Source organism: Amycolatopsis acidiphila (assembly GCF_021391495.1).
Classification (GTDB): domain Bacteria; phylum Actinomycetota; class Actinomycetes; order Mycobacteriales; family Pseudonocardiaceae; genus Amycolatopsis_E; species Amycolatopsis_E acidiphila.
This window is the reverse complement of sequence record NZ_CP090063.1, coordinates 412,915-427,460: the sequence shown is the minus strand read 5'-3', so window position 1 is coordinate 427,460 and position 14,546 is coordinate 412,915. Positions and strand designations below refer to the sequence as shown.

Annotated in this window: 19 protein-coding genes; 3 read left to right on the top strand and 16 right to left on the bottom strand. The window is 70.1% G+C overall.

All coding sequences use genetic code 11. The features are described 5' to 3' along the window. Positions 1 to 18: 18 nt before the first annotated feature. Positions 19 to 891 (top strand): 1,4-dihydroxy-2-naphthoate polyprenyltransferase, encoded by an 873-nt coding sequence (locus LWP59_RS02225; RefSeq protein WP_144643453.1) that lies wholly within the window; start codon positions 19 to 21, stop codon positions 889 to 891. Here LWP59_RS02225 and LWP59_RS02220 read toward each other — a convergent pair whose 3' ends face one another. The 4 genes from LWP59_RS02220 to LWP59_RS02205 are packed head-to-tail and all read right to left on the bottom strand — an operon-like array spanning position 892 to position 2,935. Then, positions 892 to 1,089, bottom strand: coding sequence for a DUF5988 family protein (locus LWP59_RS02220; RefSeq protein WP_144643454.1), 198 nt, complete (start codon positions 1,087 to 1,089; stop codon positions 892 to 894). It lies immediately after the preceding gene. Positions 1,090 to 1,134: 45 nt separating this feature from the next. Then, the gene (cds1, locus tag LWP59_RS02215) at positions 1,135 to 2,202 is read right to left on the bottom strand and encodes an L-cysteine desulfhydrase Cds1 (RefSeq protein WP_144643455.1); all 1,068 of its coding nucleotides are present in this window, start codon (positions 2,200 to 2,202) and stop codon (positions 1,135 to 1,137) included. Next, a complete protein-coding gene (locus LWP59_RS02210; protein ID WP_144643456.1) occupies positions 2,199 to 2,465 on the bottom strand; it encodes a DUF4229 domain-containing protein in 267 nt (88 codons plus the stop codon). The genes cds1 and LWP59_RS02210 overlap by 4 nt, the downstream gene beginning before the upstream one ends. Positions 2,466 to 2,476: 11 nt before the next feature. After that, complete coding sequence (locus tag LWP59_RS02205) at positions 2,477 to 2,935, bottom strand: Lrp/AsnC family transcriptional regulator (protein ID WP_186383498.1); 459 nt, start codon at positions 2,933 to 2,935, stop codon at positions 2,477 to 2,479. Positions 2,936 to 3,102: 167 nt separating this feature from the next. Between LWP59_RS02205 and LWP59_RS02200 the strand changes: the two genes are divergently transcribed. Together LWP59_RS02200 and LWP59_RS02195 are read left to right on the top strand one after the other, a co-directional pair. Continuing rightward, positions 3,103 to 3,312, top strand: a complete 210-nt coding sequence (locus LWP59_RS02200; RefSeq protein WP_139095352.1) for a BldC family transcriptional regulator — start codon at positions 3,103 to 3,105, stop codon at positions 3,310 to 3,312. Positions 3,313 to 3,449: 137 nt separating this feature from the next. Further along, on the top strand, positions 3,450 to 3,632 hold the full coding sequence (locus LWP59_RS02195; protein ID WP_144643457.1) for a hypothetical protein: 183 nt from the start codon (positions 3,450 to 3,452) through the stop codon (positions 3,630 to 3,632). Between the two features lie 2 nt (positions 3,633 to 3,634). Here the strand turns inward: LWP59_RS02195 and LWP59_RS02190 are convergent, their stop codons facing one another. The 12 genes from LWP59_RS02190 to LWP59_RS02135 all read right to left on the bottom strand — a co-directional run bounded on the left by LWP59_RS02190 (position 3,635) and on the right by LWP59_RS02135 (position 14,515). Then, positions 3,635 to 4,717 carry a MinD/ParA family ATP-binding protein gene (locus LWP59_RS02190; protein ID WP_144643458.1) on the bottom strand — a complete coding sequence of 361 codons (1,083 nt, stop codon included), beginning with the start codon at positions 4,715 to 4,717 and terminating at the stop codon, positions 3,635 to 3,637. Beyond that, positions 4,717 to 5,688 (bottom strand): c-type cytochrome biogenesis protein CcsB, encoded by a 972-nt coding sequence (ccsB, locus tag LWP59_RS02185; protein WP_144643459.1) that lies wholly within the window; start codon positions 5,686 to 5,688, stop codon positions 4,717 to 4,719. Before ccsB ends, LWP59_RS02190 begins: the two co-directional genes overlap by 1 nt. Before the next feature lie 3 nt (positions 5,689 to 5,691). Then, the gene (gene resB / locus LWP59_RS02180) at positions 5,692 to 7,299 is read right to left on the bottom strand and encodes a cytochrome c biogenesis protein ResB (RefSeq protein ID WP_144643460.1); all 1,608 of its coding nucleotides are present in this window, start codon (positions 7,297 to 7,299) and stop codon (positions 5,692 to 5,694) included. Next, the gene (locus LWP59_RS02175; protein ID WP_144643461.1) at positions 7,296 to 8,069 is read right to left on the bottom strand and encodes a cytochrome c biogenesis CcdA family protein; all 774 of its coding nucleotides are present in this window, start codon (positions 8,067 to 8,069) and stop codon (positions 7,296 to 7,298) included. Before LWP59_RS02175 ends, resB begins: the two co-directional genes overlap by 4 nt. A 48-nt stretch (positions 8,070 to 8,117) precedes the next feature. Then, a complete protein-coding gene (locus LWP59_RS02170; protein ID WP_144643462.1) occupies positions 8,118 to 8,690 on the bottom strand; it encodes a TlpA family protein disulfide reductase in 573 nt (190 codons plus the stop codon). Beyond that, entirely contained in the window at positions 8,687 to 9,313 is a 627-nt protein-coding gene (locus tag LWP59_RS02165) for a histidine phosphatase family protein (RefSeq protein ID WP_144643463.1), read from the bottom strand. The genes LWP59_RS02170 and LWP59_RS02165 overlap by 4 nt, the downstream gene beginning before the upstream one ends. Further along, the gene (hemL, locus tag LWP59_RS02160; RefSeq protein ID WP_144643464.1) at positions 9,310 to 10,611 is read right to left on the bottom strand and encodes a glutamate-1-semialdehyde 2,1-aminomutase; all 1,302 of its coding nucleotides are present in this window, start codon (positions 10,609 to 10,611) and stop codon (positions 9,310 to 9,312) included. The genes LWP59_RS02165 and hemL overlap by 4 nt, the downstream gene beginning before the upstream one ends. A gap of 25 nt (positions 10,612 to 10,636) precedes the next feature. Further along, entirely contained in the window at positions 10,637 to 10,969 is a 333-nt protein-coding gene (locus tag LWP59_RS02155) for a hypothetical protein (protein ID WP_144643465.1), read from the bottom strand. 1 nt (position 10,970) lies between these two features. Beyond that, entirely contained in the window at positions 10,971 to 11,390 is a 420-nt protein-coding gene (locus LWP59_RS02150) for a DUF3093 family protein (protein WP_144643466.1), read from the bottom strand. Next, the gene (locus tag LWP59_RS02145; RefSeq protein ID WP_144643467.1) at positions 11,387 to 11,908 is read right to left on the bottom strand and encodes a hypothetical protein; all 522 of its coding nucleotides are present in this window, start codon (positions 11,906 to 11,908) and stop codon (positions 11,387 to 11,389) included. The genes LWP59_RS02150 and LWP59_RS02145 overlap by 4 nt, the downstream gene beginning before the upstream one ends. Before the next feature lie 29 nt (positions 11,909 to 11,937). Beyond that, positions 11,938 to 12,909 (bottom strand): porphobilinogen synthase, encoded by a 972-nt coding sequence (hemB, locus tag LWP59_RS02140; protein WP_144643482.1) that lies wholly within the window; start codon positions 12,907 to 12,909, stop codon positions 11,938 to 11,940. Positions 12,910 to 12,982: 73 nt separating this feature from the next. Beyond that, a complete protein-coding gene (locus LWP59_RS02135) occupies positions 12,983 to 14,515 on the bottom strand; it encodes a bifunctional uroporphyrinogen-III C-methyltransferase/uroporphyrinogen-III synthase (protein ID WP_144643468.1) in 1,533 nt (510 codons plus the stop codon). Positions 14,516 to 14,546 lie beyond the last annotated feature (31 nt).

Below are 14,546 nucleotides of genomic sequence, written 5' to 3'. Positions count from 1 at the left end.
TTCGCCAGAATAGGTGACATGGCGACAGTCGCAGAGTGGATCGAGGGGGCCCGCCCCCGGACGCTGCCCAACGCGGTGGCCCCGGTCGTGGCAGGTGTGGGAGCGACCATCCAGCTGGGCGCCTTCTCGTGGTGGCAGTCGCTGCTCGCCCTCCTCGTCGCGCTGTCGCTGATCATCGGCGTCAACTTCGCCAACGACTACTCCGACGGCATCCGCGGCACCGACGAGAACCGCGTCGGACCGCTGCGGCTGGTCGGCTCCGGCGTCGCCGCGCCCAAGCTGGTGCTGACCGCCGCCTTGACCTGCCTGGGCGTGGCGGGGGTCCTCGGCCTGGTGCTCGTGATCGCGACCGGCCGCTGGTGGCTGCTGGTGATGGGGGCGGTCTGCATCCTCGGCGCGTGGTTCTACACCGGCGGGAAGAAGCCCTACGGATACGTCGGCCTCGGCGAGATCGCGGTGTTCGTGTTCTTCGGGCTGGCGGCCGTGCTGGGGACGGTCTACGTGCAGGCGGACCGGCTCAGCTGGGCGGCGCTCGGGGCCGCGGTCGCCGTGGGCTGCTTCTCGACGGCCGTGCTGACGGCGAACAACCTGCGCGACATCCCCACCGACCGCGAGGTGGGCAAGAACACCCTGGCGGTCCGCCTGGGCGACACCGGCACCCGGCGGTTCTACCTGACGCTCGTCGCGATCCCTTACGTGATCACGATTCTGCTCGGCGTGTTCCACCCGCTGGTGCTCATCGCCCTGATCACCGCGGTGCTCCTGCGCGCCCCGCTGAAGGCCATCCTCAGCGGCGGTACCGGACCGGGGCTGATCCCCGTGCTGCGGGACACCGGCCTGGTGATGCTGGGGTGGTCCGTCCTCAGTGGAATCGCACTCGCACTGAGCTGATCACTCGGCGATTCTCGTCCGCTGGTCCCAGACGAAAACCGGTACGTCACGACCATCGTGCAGGTCGTGATGATCCAGCACGAAATGGTCGTAGCCATTTCCGGACTGAATCTTCAGCTCTGTCTGCGCCACAACGGATTCTTCGACGCTCAGTTCGAGCACCTGCTTGTGCGCGCCGATGATTTTGATTTCCACCATGACATGAGGATCAGGCACGGGGAACTGTGCAAACAGGGCACGACTTCACCCGGCAGGCCACTGCCCCGTCGCCAGGAAGTCCTCCATGACCGCCTGCTCCGCCTCGACGGCAAGGCCCTGCTCAGTGACCCACTCGTCGTTGTAGTACGTGTGCGCGTAACGCTCCCCGCCGTCGCAGAGGAGGGTCACCACCGAACCCGTCTGACCAACCGCCAGCATGCGCGCGATCAGCTGGAACGCGCCGTACAAGCTCGTTCCCGTGGAGCCGCCCGCCCAGTGGCCCGTACGCTCACGCAACAGCCGGATCGCGGCGATGGACGCGGCGTCCGGGACCTGGATCATCTCGTCGATGACCCCGGGGATGAACGACGGCTCCACCCGCGGCCGGCCGATGCCCTCGATCCGCGAGGGCATCCCGGTCGTGTAGTCCATCGCGCCCGTCTGCCAGGCACCGTAGAACGACGAGTTCTCCGGGTCCACCACACAGATCTTCGTGGTGTGCCGCCGATACCGCACGTACCTGCCGAAGGTCGCGCTGGTGCCACCGGTACCCGCGCCGACCACGATCCACGCCGGCACCGGGTGGCGCTCCAGGCGCATCTGCGCGAACACCGACTCCGCGATGTTGTTGTTCCCCCGCCAGTCCGTCGCCCGCTCGGCATACGTGAACTGGTCCAGGTAACGCCCACCGCACTCGGCGGCGAGCCGCTCGGCCTCGGTGTAGACCTCCGGCGGGCGGTCGACGAAGTGGCACCGACCACCGTAGAACTCGATCAGCTGCACCTTCTCCGGACTGGTCTTGCGCGGCATCACCGCGATGAACTCCAGCCCCAGCATCCGGGCGAAGTACGCCTCCGACACCGCGGTCGACCCACTCGACGCCTCGATCAGCGTCGTGTCCGGGCCGATCTCGCCGTTGACCAGCGCGTACAGCATCAGCGACCGGGCCAGCCGGTGCTTGAGCGAGCCGGTCGGATGCACCGACTCGTCCTTCAGGTACAGGTCGATGCCCCACTCGGCGGGCAGCGGGAAGACGTGCAGGTGCGTGTCGGCACTGCGGTTGGCGTCGGCCTCGATCAGGCGGACCGCCTCCCGCACCCAGGCGCGGTTCATTCAGCTTCGCGCAGCTCGGCCCGCAGCTTCGCCCGCTCGCGCGCACGACGCTCGTTGCGGACGGCCAGGCCTGCCGTGACCCGGGAGTTCAGCCCGCGGAACGCGAGCAACCCGATCGGCAGCCCGACGACGATCCCGACCGCGAGCGCGACCAGCAGCGGCACCTTGACCAGGATCAGCACGACGGCCACGACTGCGATCAGACCGAAGCGCGCCAGAAGGTAAAGAGTCAGGTCGCGGCCCAGTGTCTGTCGTTCGCTCACGGCCACCAAGGTTACGCGCCGCTCAGCTCGCTGTTGTTGGGTCGCCCCTCGAACCGGGTGGACAGCACGACCGTCGTCCGCGTGCGCGCCACCCCGTGGATGCGCCGCAGCCCGCCGAGCGTCTGCTCCAGGTCGTCCACCGTGGACACCCTCACCTTCACCACGAACGCCTCGTCCCCGGCGACGGCGTAACAGCTCTCGACCTCCGGCAGGTCCGCCAGGGCCTCCGCGAGCTCGTCGTTCTCCGCGGTGTCGGTGGGGTGGATGCCGACCAGCGCGGTCACGCCGAGGCCGACCGTGCCGGGGTTGACGACCGCGTGATATCCAGTGATGACGCCCGCCGCCTCGAGCTTGCCGACCCGCTCGTGGACCGATGACGCGGACAGTCCGACCGTTCTGCTGAGCTCCGCGTAGGTCGCTCTCCCGTTCATCCGGAGCGCGGCGATGATCTTGCGGTCCAGTGCGTCCACACTGGTCACCCTAGCGCTGTCCGGACTGGGCGATTCGTCCCTTACTACCTCTTTACTCTTCGACAACCGTTCGAGTACCTGCCGGGTGAAGTGCAACGATTGCCGTGTTGTCATCCGAAGCGTCCGACGCTTTCGGTATAGCAGTGCAGGCGTTAAGGAGGCGGAAAATGACCGCGACCGTAGGTGGGCGGCTGCTCACTCCCGGCGAAGTCGCCGCGTTGTTCCGGGTGGACCCGAAGACCGTGACCCGCTGGGCGACCGCGGGCCGGATCGGCTCCATCCGCACCCCCGGTGGTCACCGGCGGTTCCGGGAGTCCGAGGTCAACGAGCTGCTCGCCGAGCTGACCACGGACGCCAGCGAACCGACGCGCGGCTGAGTTCCGGACAGACCCGCGGCCCGGCGGGGCGAACCGCCGGGAGCCGCGGGCCAGTGGTGCCGCGCCCGCGTGAACCGTAAAGGGACTACCCTCGTGTCAGCATTAGGCGGCACCACGGTTTCGGAAGGGAGCGGGGCATGATCTACCTGCTCGCATTGATCGGGGCGCTCACCGTCGCCGTCCTGCTGTGGCGGGCGTTCGGACCGGAGCGGGTCGGCGTGCCCTCCCGTCGCGCGCCGGTGGCGCCCGACGACGATCCGGACTTCTTGCGCAAGCTCGGCGAGCAGCAGCGCCGCCGCCCCGAGGACGACGGCAGCTAGCCCTACAGACCCTTCAGGGGGAACGCGTCGGCCATCGCGGCCGCGAGTTCCAGCAGCGCCAGCCGGGTCGCCGGCTGCAGGCGGTCGAGTTCGATCTCGGCGCCTTCCTCCAGATGCGGATCGAACGGGATCTGACACACCGCTCGCGCACGGGCGCTGAAGTGCGCCGCCAGCTTCTCCAGGTCGACCGAACCCGCCTTCGGGCGCACCGAGTTGATCGCGACGATCGAGCGTTTGACCAGGTCGCCGTAGCCGTGCGCCTCGAGCCAGTCGATCGTCGCCGAGGCGCTCGTGGCCCCGTCCACCGAGCCAGAGGCCACCACGACGAGCGCGTCGGCCGAGTCGAGGACACCCTTCATCGCCGAGTGCATGAGGCCGGTGCCGCAGTCGGTGAGCACGATGTTGTAGTAGTGCTCCAGCAGGCTGACCGCCCGCAGGTAGTCCGTCTCCGAGAACGCCTCCGACACGGCGGGGTCCTGCTCGCTGGCGAGGATCTCCAGCCGCGACGCGCCCTGGGACGTGTACGCGCGCACATCGCTGTACCGGGTGATCTTGTCCGCGTCCCGCAGCAGGTGGCGCACTGTCGCCGTGGTCTCGATCGGGATCTTCTGCGACAGCGTCCCGCGGTCGGGGTTCGCGTCCACCGCGATCACCCGGTCACCGCGCAGCGATGCGAACGTCGAGCCGAGGGTGGTCGTGATCGTGGTCTTGCCCACACCGCCCTTGAGACTCATCATCGCGATCTTGAAGCAGCCACGCAGCGGCTGGTTCACCCGCGCGACCAGCTCGCGCTGCCGCCGCTCCGCCGGGCTCTCCCCCGGGTTGATCAGCTTGCCGCTGCCCACGTAGACGGCCTTGCGCCAGCCCGAGCGCGGCGTGCGCTTCGGGGGCCGCACCACGGGCGCGCCGGGCATCTCCGGCCGCGACCGGGACGGCTGCGGCAGTGGGGGGTACGGGGAGGCCGGCGGCTGCAACGGCGGCAGGTTCGGGTCGTAGCCCTGGGGAAACGGCGGCCGCTGCCCGCGCCGCGCGGGGTGGGACGTGGAGTCCGTGCGCTCCTCGGAGAACTCGCGAGGATCCGTCATCAGCCGACCCCGGCGTACGAATGCAAGCCCGTCGTGACCAGGTTGACGAAGAACAGGTTGAACACCATCACCGCGAAGCCCACGATGTTGATCGCGGCGGCGCGGGTGCCGCGCCAGCCGGCCGTGGCCCGCGAATGCAGGTACGCCGCGTAGACCACCCACGCCACGAAAGCCGTGGTCTCCTTGGGGTCCCAGCCCCAGAACCGGCCCCAGGCCGACTCCGCCCAGACGGCACCACAGAGCACGCCGAAGGTGAAGAGCGGGAACGCGAGCACGGTCGCGCGGTAGGCGATCCGGTCGAGCACGTCGGCGGCGGGAAGCTTGGGCGCGAACCTCGCGAAGCGCTGCGGGTTCCGTTCATGGGCATTGCGCACCAGGTAGAAGATGCTGGCCACCCCGGGGACCATGAACACGCCGGAGGAGATGATCGCCGCCGTGACGTGGATCCACAGCCAGTACGACTGCAGCGCCGGCACCACCGGGGCCGCGACCGTGTACAGCGCGGTACCGCCGATGAACATCAGGATCACGATCGGCAGCAGCATGAACCCGGACAGGTGGCGGACCGGGAACTTGCGGATCACGTACAGCCACGTCACCACGGCGATGAACGTCACCGCCATGATGTATTCGTACATGTTGCCCCACGGCACGCGATGCGTCGCGAGCCCGCGCAGCACCAGGGCGGAGAGGTGGAGCAGCACGCCGAGGACCGTGAGCGCGGCGCCCATCCGGCCGATCCGCTCGGCCCGGCCCCGCCGGGCGGGGGGCACGTCCGTCGTGACCTCGGCCACGTCGACCGGGGCGCCGGCGCCGACCAGCTGGCGGGCCCTGGTGCGTTCCGCGGCACTGCGGCCCTTGGCACCGAAGGACTGCTCGATGAGGAAGAAGACCAGCGCGAGTACGTAGATCGCCGTCGCTGTGGTGTAGGACCAGTCGCTGTACTGGGACAACGTCTCGTTGACAGGCACTTTCTACTTCCTCTTTCCACCTGTGAGCAGTTCGTCCGCGATACGGGTGAACTCCTCGCCGTAGCCCGCCTGGTCGGTGCGGGCCAGTCCGCCCACCTGCACCACGGTACCGTTTCCGGGCTCGTCCGCAGGTCGTACCCGCAGCCACACCCGCCGCCGCTTGACCAGCAGCGACGAGGCCAGCCCGAGCAGCATGGCGATCGCGAAGACGAGCACGTAGTCCTGCGTCGGGTCGTGCGAAACCTGCAGCGACACCCACTGCTGGACGCCGTCGAAGCTGATCTTCGTCCCGTCGTCGAGGGCCAGCGACTGGCCGACCGCGAGGTTCTGCCGGGCGACCTGCTTCAGCCTGCCGTCGTCCACCATGGACTGATCGATGTCGAAGATCGACTGCCCCTGGCCGGAGTCGAGGCCGAGGTCCCCGCGCATCACGTCGATGGCCACCATCGGGTTGTCCAGCCCCGGCGCGGTCGAGGTCAGCACCCCGCCGTGCAGGAACGACGTCGGCGCGAACAGGCCGGTGATCGCGAGCTGCTTCGTCCGCCGCTCCGCCGCGTCGGTGATGCCCGGCGGGTCGAACTTCGTCGCGCCGTCCGACAGGTACGTCGTCTGGTTCTCCGGGCGCCACTGGGTGGCCTGCGTCCGCTTCTCGCTGTTCGGGTAGGTGACGGTGAAGATCGGCGTGTAGCCGTGCCCGAGCAGGTAGACGCGGTCGCCCGCGGTCCGCAGCGGCGAGTTGACCTCGAGCAGGTACGGCTGCCAAGTGCCGGACTGCAGGCTCGCCCCGGACTGGTACTGGATGTTCGAGGAGTAGTGCGTGGGTTCACCGGATGCGGTGTACTGCGCCGAGAAGTCGCCGACCTTCACGCAGAACGGGTCGAGGTCGGTGCCGTCGACGCGCAGGCCCGGGTTGAACGAGTCGTAGGCGTAGATGCCGGAGTTGCAGAACACCGAGTCCTGGCCGCCGGTGGCCTGGACGATCACCTGGCCGTCGTAGCTGTACATCTTGCCCAGCGCGAACGCGATGATCAGCCCGAGCATGGCGAAGTGGAAGATCAGGTTGCCGGTCTCGCGCAGGTAGCCGCGCTCGGCGCTGATGCTGCGGACGCCGTCACCCTCGTCACGCTCGACGGTCCGCCAGCCCCGGAACCGCGACCGGGCATCGGCCAGCACGTCGTCGGCGCCGCGCTCGACCGTCGCCTCGCGGAAGTGCGGCATCCGCGACAGGTTGCGCGGGGTCAGCACCGGCTTGGCCCGCATCGACCGGAAGTAGTCGAAGGTGCGCGGGGTGAGGCAGCCCACCAGCGACACCATCAGCAGCAGGTAGATCGCCGAGAACCAGACGCTGGAGTAGACGTTGAAGAACTGCAGCCGGTCGAGCAGCGTGCCCCACCAGCCGTGGTCGGTGATGTACTGCGCGGTCTTCGGCGGGTTGAGCGCCCGCTGCGGCAGCAGCGCGCCGGGCAGCGCGGCCAGCGCGAGCAGGAACAGCAGGATCAGCGCGGTGCGCATCGCGGTGAGGCCGCGCCAGGTGTTGCGGAGGAAGCCCAGCACCCGCTTCGCGGGGCTCGGCCGGTACTGCGGCCTCGGCGGCGTCTCGGTGGCGGTCACAGCGGCAGCACCGTGTCGGTGACGACCGCATCGCGGAGCCAGCTGACCAGGTCCCCCCACAGCCCGGTGACCAGCAGGATGCCCACCACCAGCAGCAGCGTGCCGCCGAAGATCTGCACGCGGCGGCCGTTGCGCCGCAGCCAGTCGGTCGCGCGGACCGCCCAGCGCGCGCCGATCGCGATCAGCAGGAACGGCAGGCCAAGGCCGAGGCAGTAGACCAGGACCAGCAGGAACCCGCGGGCCCCTTCGCCGCCCGTCGCGGTCGCGATGGCCAGCACACCGGACAGCGTCGGGCCGATGCACGGCGTCCAGCCGAGGCCGAACACCGCGCCCAGCAGCGGCGCGCCGAGCAGCCCGCCGCGCGGTACGCGGTGCGAGCGGATGTCCTTCTGCAGGGCCGGGATGAGCCCGAGGAACACCAGTGCCATGGCGATGGTCACCACGCCGCCGATGCGCTGCAGCAGGTCCTGGTTGCCCAGGACCGCGTCGGCGAGCCAGACCAGCGTGCCGAGCCCGGCGACGAACACCACGGTGAACCCGAGGACGAACAGCGCGGCCGCGCCGACGACGGCGTAGCGGCCCTTCTTGCGCTCCTCGCCCGCGGTGACCGCCGGCGCGTCCGCGCCGACCAGGGCCGCGAGGTACGCGAGGTAGCCGGGGACGAGCGGCACGACGCACGGCGAGGCGAACGAGATGGCGCCGGCGACGAGGGCGACTCCGGCAGCGAGGAGCAGCGGCCCGGAGGTCGCCAGCTCGGTCACGGAGTTCACTCTGCTGAGGGTAAGCAGTGAGTTCGGTGTGAGCTTTTCGGGGCGGCGCTACTCCGCGGCGAGCTTCTGCACCAGCGGCTGGATGTCGCCGGCGAGCAGGCTGCGCAGGTAGACGGCCGCGACGCGCTGCTGCTTGTCGAGCACGATCGTCGACGGCACGACGTTGACCGGGTACCCCTTCAGCTGCAGCAGGCCCCGGCCCGGCGGGTCGTAGATCGACGGGTAGGTCAGCCCGCGGTCGCGCACGAAGTCCTGCGGCGCCGAGCGGTCGTAGTCACGCACGTCGAAGCCGAGCACCTGCACGCCCTTGGCCTGTTCGCTCTGGTAGAGCCGCTCCATCTCGGGCGACTCGGTACGGCACGGCGCGCACCACTGGCCCCAGACGTTGAGCACGACGACCTTGCCCTTGAACTGGGCGAGCGAGAGCTGCTTGCCCTCGTTCATCAGGTCGTCGCCGGAGAGGTTCGGGATCGGCTTGCGGTCGCTCACGTCGTAGGTGATGTCCGTCTTGCCGCCGGGCGCGACGAACTCGAAGCTGCTGCCCTGCGAAACCGCGTCCTTGCCGGTCGAGCAGCCGGCCACCAGCACGAGCACGAGCAGGCCGAGGAGCGCGCGCCTCATGCCCCGGTCACCTTCGGGTCGGTCGCCCCGGCCGGCTCGCTGTACACGATGTCGACCAGTGCCTCGCCGTCGAACACCAGGCTGGTCAGCGAGGCCAGCGAACACTGCCGCCTGCGTGGGTCGTGCCACAGCGGCTTCGCCTCGAGGAACCGGCGCAGCGTCCAGATCGGCAGCTGGTGTGAGACGCACAACGCCTCGTGCCCGTCCGCCGCGGCACGCGCCCGGTAGACGGCGCCGAGCATGCGGCGCGCGATGTCGAGGTACGGCTCGCCCCAGGACGGCAGGAGCGGGTTGCGCAGCTTCGGCCAGTGCTGGGGGTTGCGCAGGGCGCCGTCGCCGACGGCGACCCGCTTGCCCTCGAACTCATTGCCCGCCTCGATCAGCCGCTCGTCGGTGTGCACATCGAGCCGGTGCGCACCCGCGATGGGCGCGGCCGTCTCCTGCGCACGCTGCAGCGGAGAGGCGACGACGTGAGCGATGTCGTGGCCCGCCAGGGCCTCGGCCACGGTGAGCGCCTGGCGCTGGCCGCGCTCGGAGAGCCGGAACCCGGGCAGGCGGCCGTAGAGGATCTGGTCCGGGTTGTGCACTTCGCCGTGCCGGAGCAGATGCACGATCGTGCTCACTGGCGTGCCTCCGAGGCCGCCACGGCCGCGACAGGCAGGGCCGCTTCGATGACCTCGAACGCCGCGTCGTCCATGGCCGCGTTGACGAACCACGCCTCGTACGGGCTCGGCGGCGGGTAGACGCCGCGGTCGAGCAGTGCGTGGAAGAAGGCCGGGAAACGCCAGGTCTCCGCGTTGGTGGCGTCGTGGTAGTTGCGCACGGGCTCCTCGGTGAAGAACACGCTGACGAGGTTGCCCGCGTACGCGACGTGGTGAGCCACGCCGGCGGCGGTGAGCGCCTCGGTGAAGAGGGCGCCGAGACGCTGGGAGTTCGAGTCGAGCGCCCGGTACACGTCGTCGTCCGCCGCACGCAACGTCGCCAGACCCGAGGCCACCGCGACCGGGTTTCCGGAGAGGGTGCCCGCCTGGTAGACGGGACCGCCGGGGGCGAGCTTGGCCATCACGTCGGTGCGGCCGCCGAACGCCGCGGCGGGTAACCCGCCGGACATGACCTTGCCGAAGGTGTAGAGGTCGCCGGGCACCGCTTCGAGGCCGTACCAGCCCGCGCGCGATACGCGGAAGCCGGTCATGACCTCGTCCATGATGAGCAGCGCGCCGTTCTCGTGGGCGAGCTCGAGCAGTCCGGCGTTGAAGCCCTCGACCGGCGCGACGGCCCCCATGTTGCCGGCGGCGGCCTCGGTGATGACCGCCGCGATCTGCCCTGCATTGTCCGCAAAGGACCGACGTACGGCCTCGATGTCGTTGTAGGGCAGGACGATCGTGTCGGCGGCCTGAGCGCCCGTAACACCGGGCGAGGTCGGCAGGCCGAGCGTCGCGACGCCGGAGCCCGCCTGCGCGAGCAGTGCGTCGACGTGCCCGTGGTAGCAGCCGGCGAACTTGATGATCTTGCTACGGCCGGTGAAGCCGCGGGCGAGGCGGATGGCGCTCATCGTCGCCTCGGTGCCGGAGTTGACCAGCCGCACCTGGTGGACGGGGTCGACGCGGGAGATGATCTCCTCGGCGAGCTCGACCTCACCGATGGTGGGAGTGCCGAACGACAGGCCACTGGCGGCCGCCTTCCGCGCGGCCTCGACGACGGTGGGGTGGGCGTGGCCGAGGATCATCGGGCCCCACGAGGAGACCAGGTCGACGTAGCGGTTCCCGTCGACGTCCCACAGGTACGGGCCCTCGCCGCGGACCATGAACCGTGGGGTACCGCCGACCGAGTTGAACGCGCGTACCGGCGAGTTCACGCCACCGGGTGTCGCGGCCGTTGCCCGTTCGAACCATGCCTTGGACTGATCGACTCCGTGGGTCACGACTGCCAGTCTTGCAAAGGCCCTGTCAGGCCTCGTTCAGGTGGCCCTCGAAGAAGCCCTCGGGGTCCTGCTCGCGGGGCTTGGCGCGGTGTTTCGCGTGCACCGCGAGCAGCAGCTCACGGATGGCGTCGACCAGCAGCAGCGCCGCGAGCAGGCCGAGGCCGATGGCGGCGGCCATCCAGCTGCCGATGTAGCGGGTGGAGGTGAGCACGACGCCGTCGGTCAGGTTGACCGTGAGCGTCTTCAGGCCCATCGCCCACAGCGGGAAGGCGAGCCAGACGGCGACGGCCGCGAGGATGATCTCGGCGAGCGCGACCAGTGCGCGCCACGGCCGGTGCAGCTTCGGCTGAGTGTTCAAGTCATGCTCCCTCGATCGCGGCACGCAACGCGTGGACATCCTTCGCCCAGGCAAGGACCACTGTGCCGTCCTTCAGGCGAATCGGCAGCTCGTCGTACTTGCGCGGGGTGCTCCAGCCGCCGCCCAGCACCCGCGCGCCGGTGGGCGCGCCGACGTCCTGCGTCTCGGCTATCTCGGCCAGCGGCAACGACTCCCGACCCTCCCACAGCTCGGTGCCGGTGACCCGGACGGTGAGGAACCGGCGGCGCGCGTACACCCAGGGGGCGGTGATCGCCGCGAGCCCGAGCCCGACGAGCACCCACGCGACGGCGTGCGTGGCACCGGTCGCGAGCTCCGCCAGGTACCCGAACACGGCGAAGAACGGCCCGTAGAGCAGGGCCGTCCACTTCGCGCCGGACTCGAGGTACCGCGTCTCGCTCACGACTTCCTGCGGCCGACCTTCGGGAAGTACGGCGCGACCTTCGGCAGGTACATCAGCACCAGCGCGACCAGGCCGATCAGGGTCGCCAGCAGCGTGACGAAGCTCGCGAACTGCAGGATCAGCTGGAACACCAGCGTGATCACCATCAGGACGGTGAGCACCGTGCGGGCCGAGCGGGTGCCCTGGCGCGCCTTGTACGCGAACAGGACGTACAGGGCCGCGAAGGAGACCGCGCCGACCAGGAGGACGGCGAGCAGGACGGTGGTGCCGGAGCGGATCTGGTCCGCCTTCACCGCGCCGTTGGTGTTGGCCTGGATCAGCTGGTCGATGATCCTGTCACGCGCGAAGAAGATGATCGCGTAGCCGACGACGAACACGATCCCGGACGCGATCCAGAGCCAGAACGACACCTGCACCGGCCCGGGCGGATCCACCTGCTCCGGCTCCTCGCCGGGCAGCAGGGGCGCGGGCGGCAGGCCCTTGGCTCGGCGCTCGTCGTCCGATTCGGCTGCGGTCACGCGCGGAGTTTACTTCGCCCGTTCGTGGCTCAGTCCAGCCAGGCGGCTGCTTCCGTCGCCCAGTAGGTCAGGACCATGTCGGCGCCCGCGCGGCGGATCGAGGTGAGGACCTCGAGGATGGTGCGTTCGCGGTCCAGCCAGCCGTTCGCCGCGGCGGCCTCGACCATGGCGTACTCACCGGAGATGTTGTACGCCGCGACCGGCACCGGCGAGACCTCCGCCGCCGCCCGCAGGACGTCCAGGTACGACAGCGCGGGCTTGATCATGATGGCGTCCGCGCCCTCGGCGACGTCCAGCTCGATCTCGCGCAGCGCTTCGCGGGCGTTGCCCGGGTCCTGCTGGTAGGACTTGCGGTCGCCCTTGAGCTGCGAGTCGACGGCCTCTCGGAAGGGGCCGTAGAACGCGCTCGCGTACTTGGCGGAGTAGGCCAGGATGCCGGTGTCCTGGTGGCCGGCGTCGTCGAGCGCCTGGCGGATGACGCCGACCTGGCCGTCCATCATGCCGCTGGGCCCGAGCAGGTGCGCCCCGGCTTCGGCCTGCGCGACACCCATCTCGGCGTACACCTTGAGGGTCGCGTCGTTGTCCACGCCGCCGTCGGCGTCGAGGAGGCCGCAGTGACCGTGGTCGGTGAACTCGTCGAGGCAGGTGTCCGCCATCAGCACGGTGTCGTCGCCCAGCTCGCTGCGCAGGTCCCGGAGCGCGACGTTGAGGATGCCGTTCTCGTCGGTCGCCCCGGAGCCGACGGCGTCCCGCGTCGCCGGGACCCCGAAGAGCATGAGCCCGCCGACGCCGGCCTGCACCGCGTCCACGGCGGCCTTGCGCAGCGACTCCCGGGTGTGCTGGACGACACCCGGCATGCTGGCGATGGGCCGCGGTTGCGCAGCCCCCTCGGCGACGAACATGGGCAGGATCAACTGACGCGGGCGGAGCGTGGTCTCACTGACCAGGCGCCGCATCGCCGGAGTGGTACGCAACCGGCGGGGACGATGCTCGGGAAACACGTCATCGACGGTACTCCGCACGAAAAAGGCCCTCCTTCGAAGGTGAAGGAGGGCACTCTTCCGATAGATCACATCACGAACGTCGCGTGCGCTTGGCCTTCCGGGGCGGCGGCAACGCGCCCTCGGCGCGGAGCTTCGCCGCGTGGGCGGCCAGGGCGTCGACCAGGTGAGGGATGTCCGCCTTCTCCGGCTGGACGTCCACCCGCAGGCCGAACTCCACCGCGGTCTCCGCGGTCTTCGGGCCGATGCACGCCACGAGGGTGCGCGTGTGCGGCTTGCCCGCGATGCCGACCAGGTTCCGCACCGTCGACGACGATGTGAAGCACACCGCGTCGAAACCGCCGGTCTTGATCATCTCGCGGGTCTCCGCCGGTGGCGGGGCCGCTCGCACGGTCCGGTACGCCGTGACGTCGTCGACTTCCCAGCCTCGGTCGATCAGGCCTGCCGACAGCGTCTCCGTGGCGATGTCGGCCCGCGGCAGCAGCACCCGGTTCACCGGATCAAGGATGTCGTCGTACGGCGGGAACTCCGCCAGCAATCCGTCACTGGACTGCTCGCCCTTCGGCACCAGCTCCGGGTTGATGCCGAACGCCCGCACGCGCTCCGCCGTGGCCTCGCCGACACAGGCGATCTTCACGCCCGAGAACGCCCTGGCGTCCAGGCCGAACTCGTCGAACTTCTCCCACACCGCGCGCACCGCGTTGGCCGAGGTGAAGACGATCCACTGGTACCGCCCGTCGACCAGGCCCTTCACCGAGCGCTCCATCTGCGCGGGGCTGCGCGGCGGCTCGACCGAGATCGTGGGCACCTCGTGCGAAGTCGCACCGTGCTGGCGCAGGCGCTCGGCCATCTCGCCCGCCTGCTCCTTCGTGCGCGGCACCAGCACCTTCCAGCCGTACAGCGCCCGCGACTCCCACCACGACAGCTTCGCGCGGTGCCCGGCCGCCTCACCGATGGTCACCACCAGCGGGCCGACGAGCTCGCCGGCGTCCTGCGCCAGCGTGGCGAGGGTGCTGTCGAGGGTGCGCTGCGTGTTGATCGTCCCGTTCGACGTCACCGCGACGGGCGTCTGCGACGTGAGGCCGTGCTCGACGAGCGCGCCGGCCGCCTCGGCGAGGTGCGCCGAGGTCGCGTGCAGCACGATCGGGCCCGGCGTGCCGGCCAGCCCGGCCCAGTTCACGTCGCCGCGGACGTCGACCTCGGTGTGCGTGCCGCCGAGTGCGATACCGGCGTACGCCGGCACCGCGGCACCCGGCGACACACCGGGCACGATCTCGAACACGGCGCTGGTCTTGGCCACCGCCTGCACCTCGGCGACGACGGCGGGCAGGGTCAGCGGGTCGCCGCCGACCAGGCGCAGCGCGAGCCGCCCGGCCTTCGCCTCACCGGCCAGGTCCTTGGCCACCTCGCCCGGTTCGCCGACGGCGGGACGCACCTCGGCGTCCGCGCTGGCAGTGGCGAGCACACCGGCAGGCACGTCGGGGTCGGTCACCACGACCTCGGCCTTGGCCAGCAGTTCCTGGGCACGAACGGTCAGCAATCCGGCGTCGCCGGGGCCTGAGCCCACGAACGCGACGCGCCCAGCGGTGTTCCGCGCGGGGGTCATTGTCTTTCTTTCTCCAGTACCGAATATCTCT

What these genes read in the sequence shown, in the direction of transcription:
- LWP59_RS02200 (WP_139095352.1), top strand. Translation starts at nt 3,103, where the DNA reads ATGACCGCGACCGTAGGTGGGCGGCTGCTCACTCCCGGCGAAGTCGCC.
- LWP59_RS02220 (WP_144643454.1), bottom strand. Translation starts at nt 1,089, where the DNA reads ATGGTGGAAATCAAAATCATCGGCGCGCACAAGCAGGTGCTCGAACTG.
- cds1 (WP_144643455.1), bottom strand. Translation starts at nt 2,202, where the DNA reads ATGAACCGCGCCTGGGTGCGGGAGGCGGTCCGCCTGATCGAGGCCGAC.
- LWP59_RS02135 (WP_144643468.1), bottom strand. Translation starts at nt 14,515, where the DNA reads ATGACCCCCGCGCGGAACACCGCTGGGCGCGTCGCGTTCGTGGGCTCA.
- LWP59_RS02225 (WP_144643453.1), top strand. Translation starts at nt 19, where the DNA reads ATGGCGACAGTCGCAGAGTGGATCGAGGGGGCCCGCCCCCGGACGCTG.
- LWP59_RS02190 (WP_144643458.1), bottom strand. Translation starts at nt 4,717, where the DNA reads ATGACGGATCCTCGCGAGTTCTCCGAGGAGCGCACGGACTCCACGTCC.
- LWP59_RS02170 (WP_144643462.1), bottom strand. Translation starts at nt 8,690, where the DNA reads ATGAGGCGCGCGCTCCTCGGCCTGCTCGTGCTCGTGCTGGTGGCCGGC.
- LWP59_RS02195 (WP_144643457.1), top strand. Translation starts at nt 3,450, where the DNA reads ATGATCTACCTGCTCGCATTGATCGGGGCGCTCACCGTCGCCGTCCTG.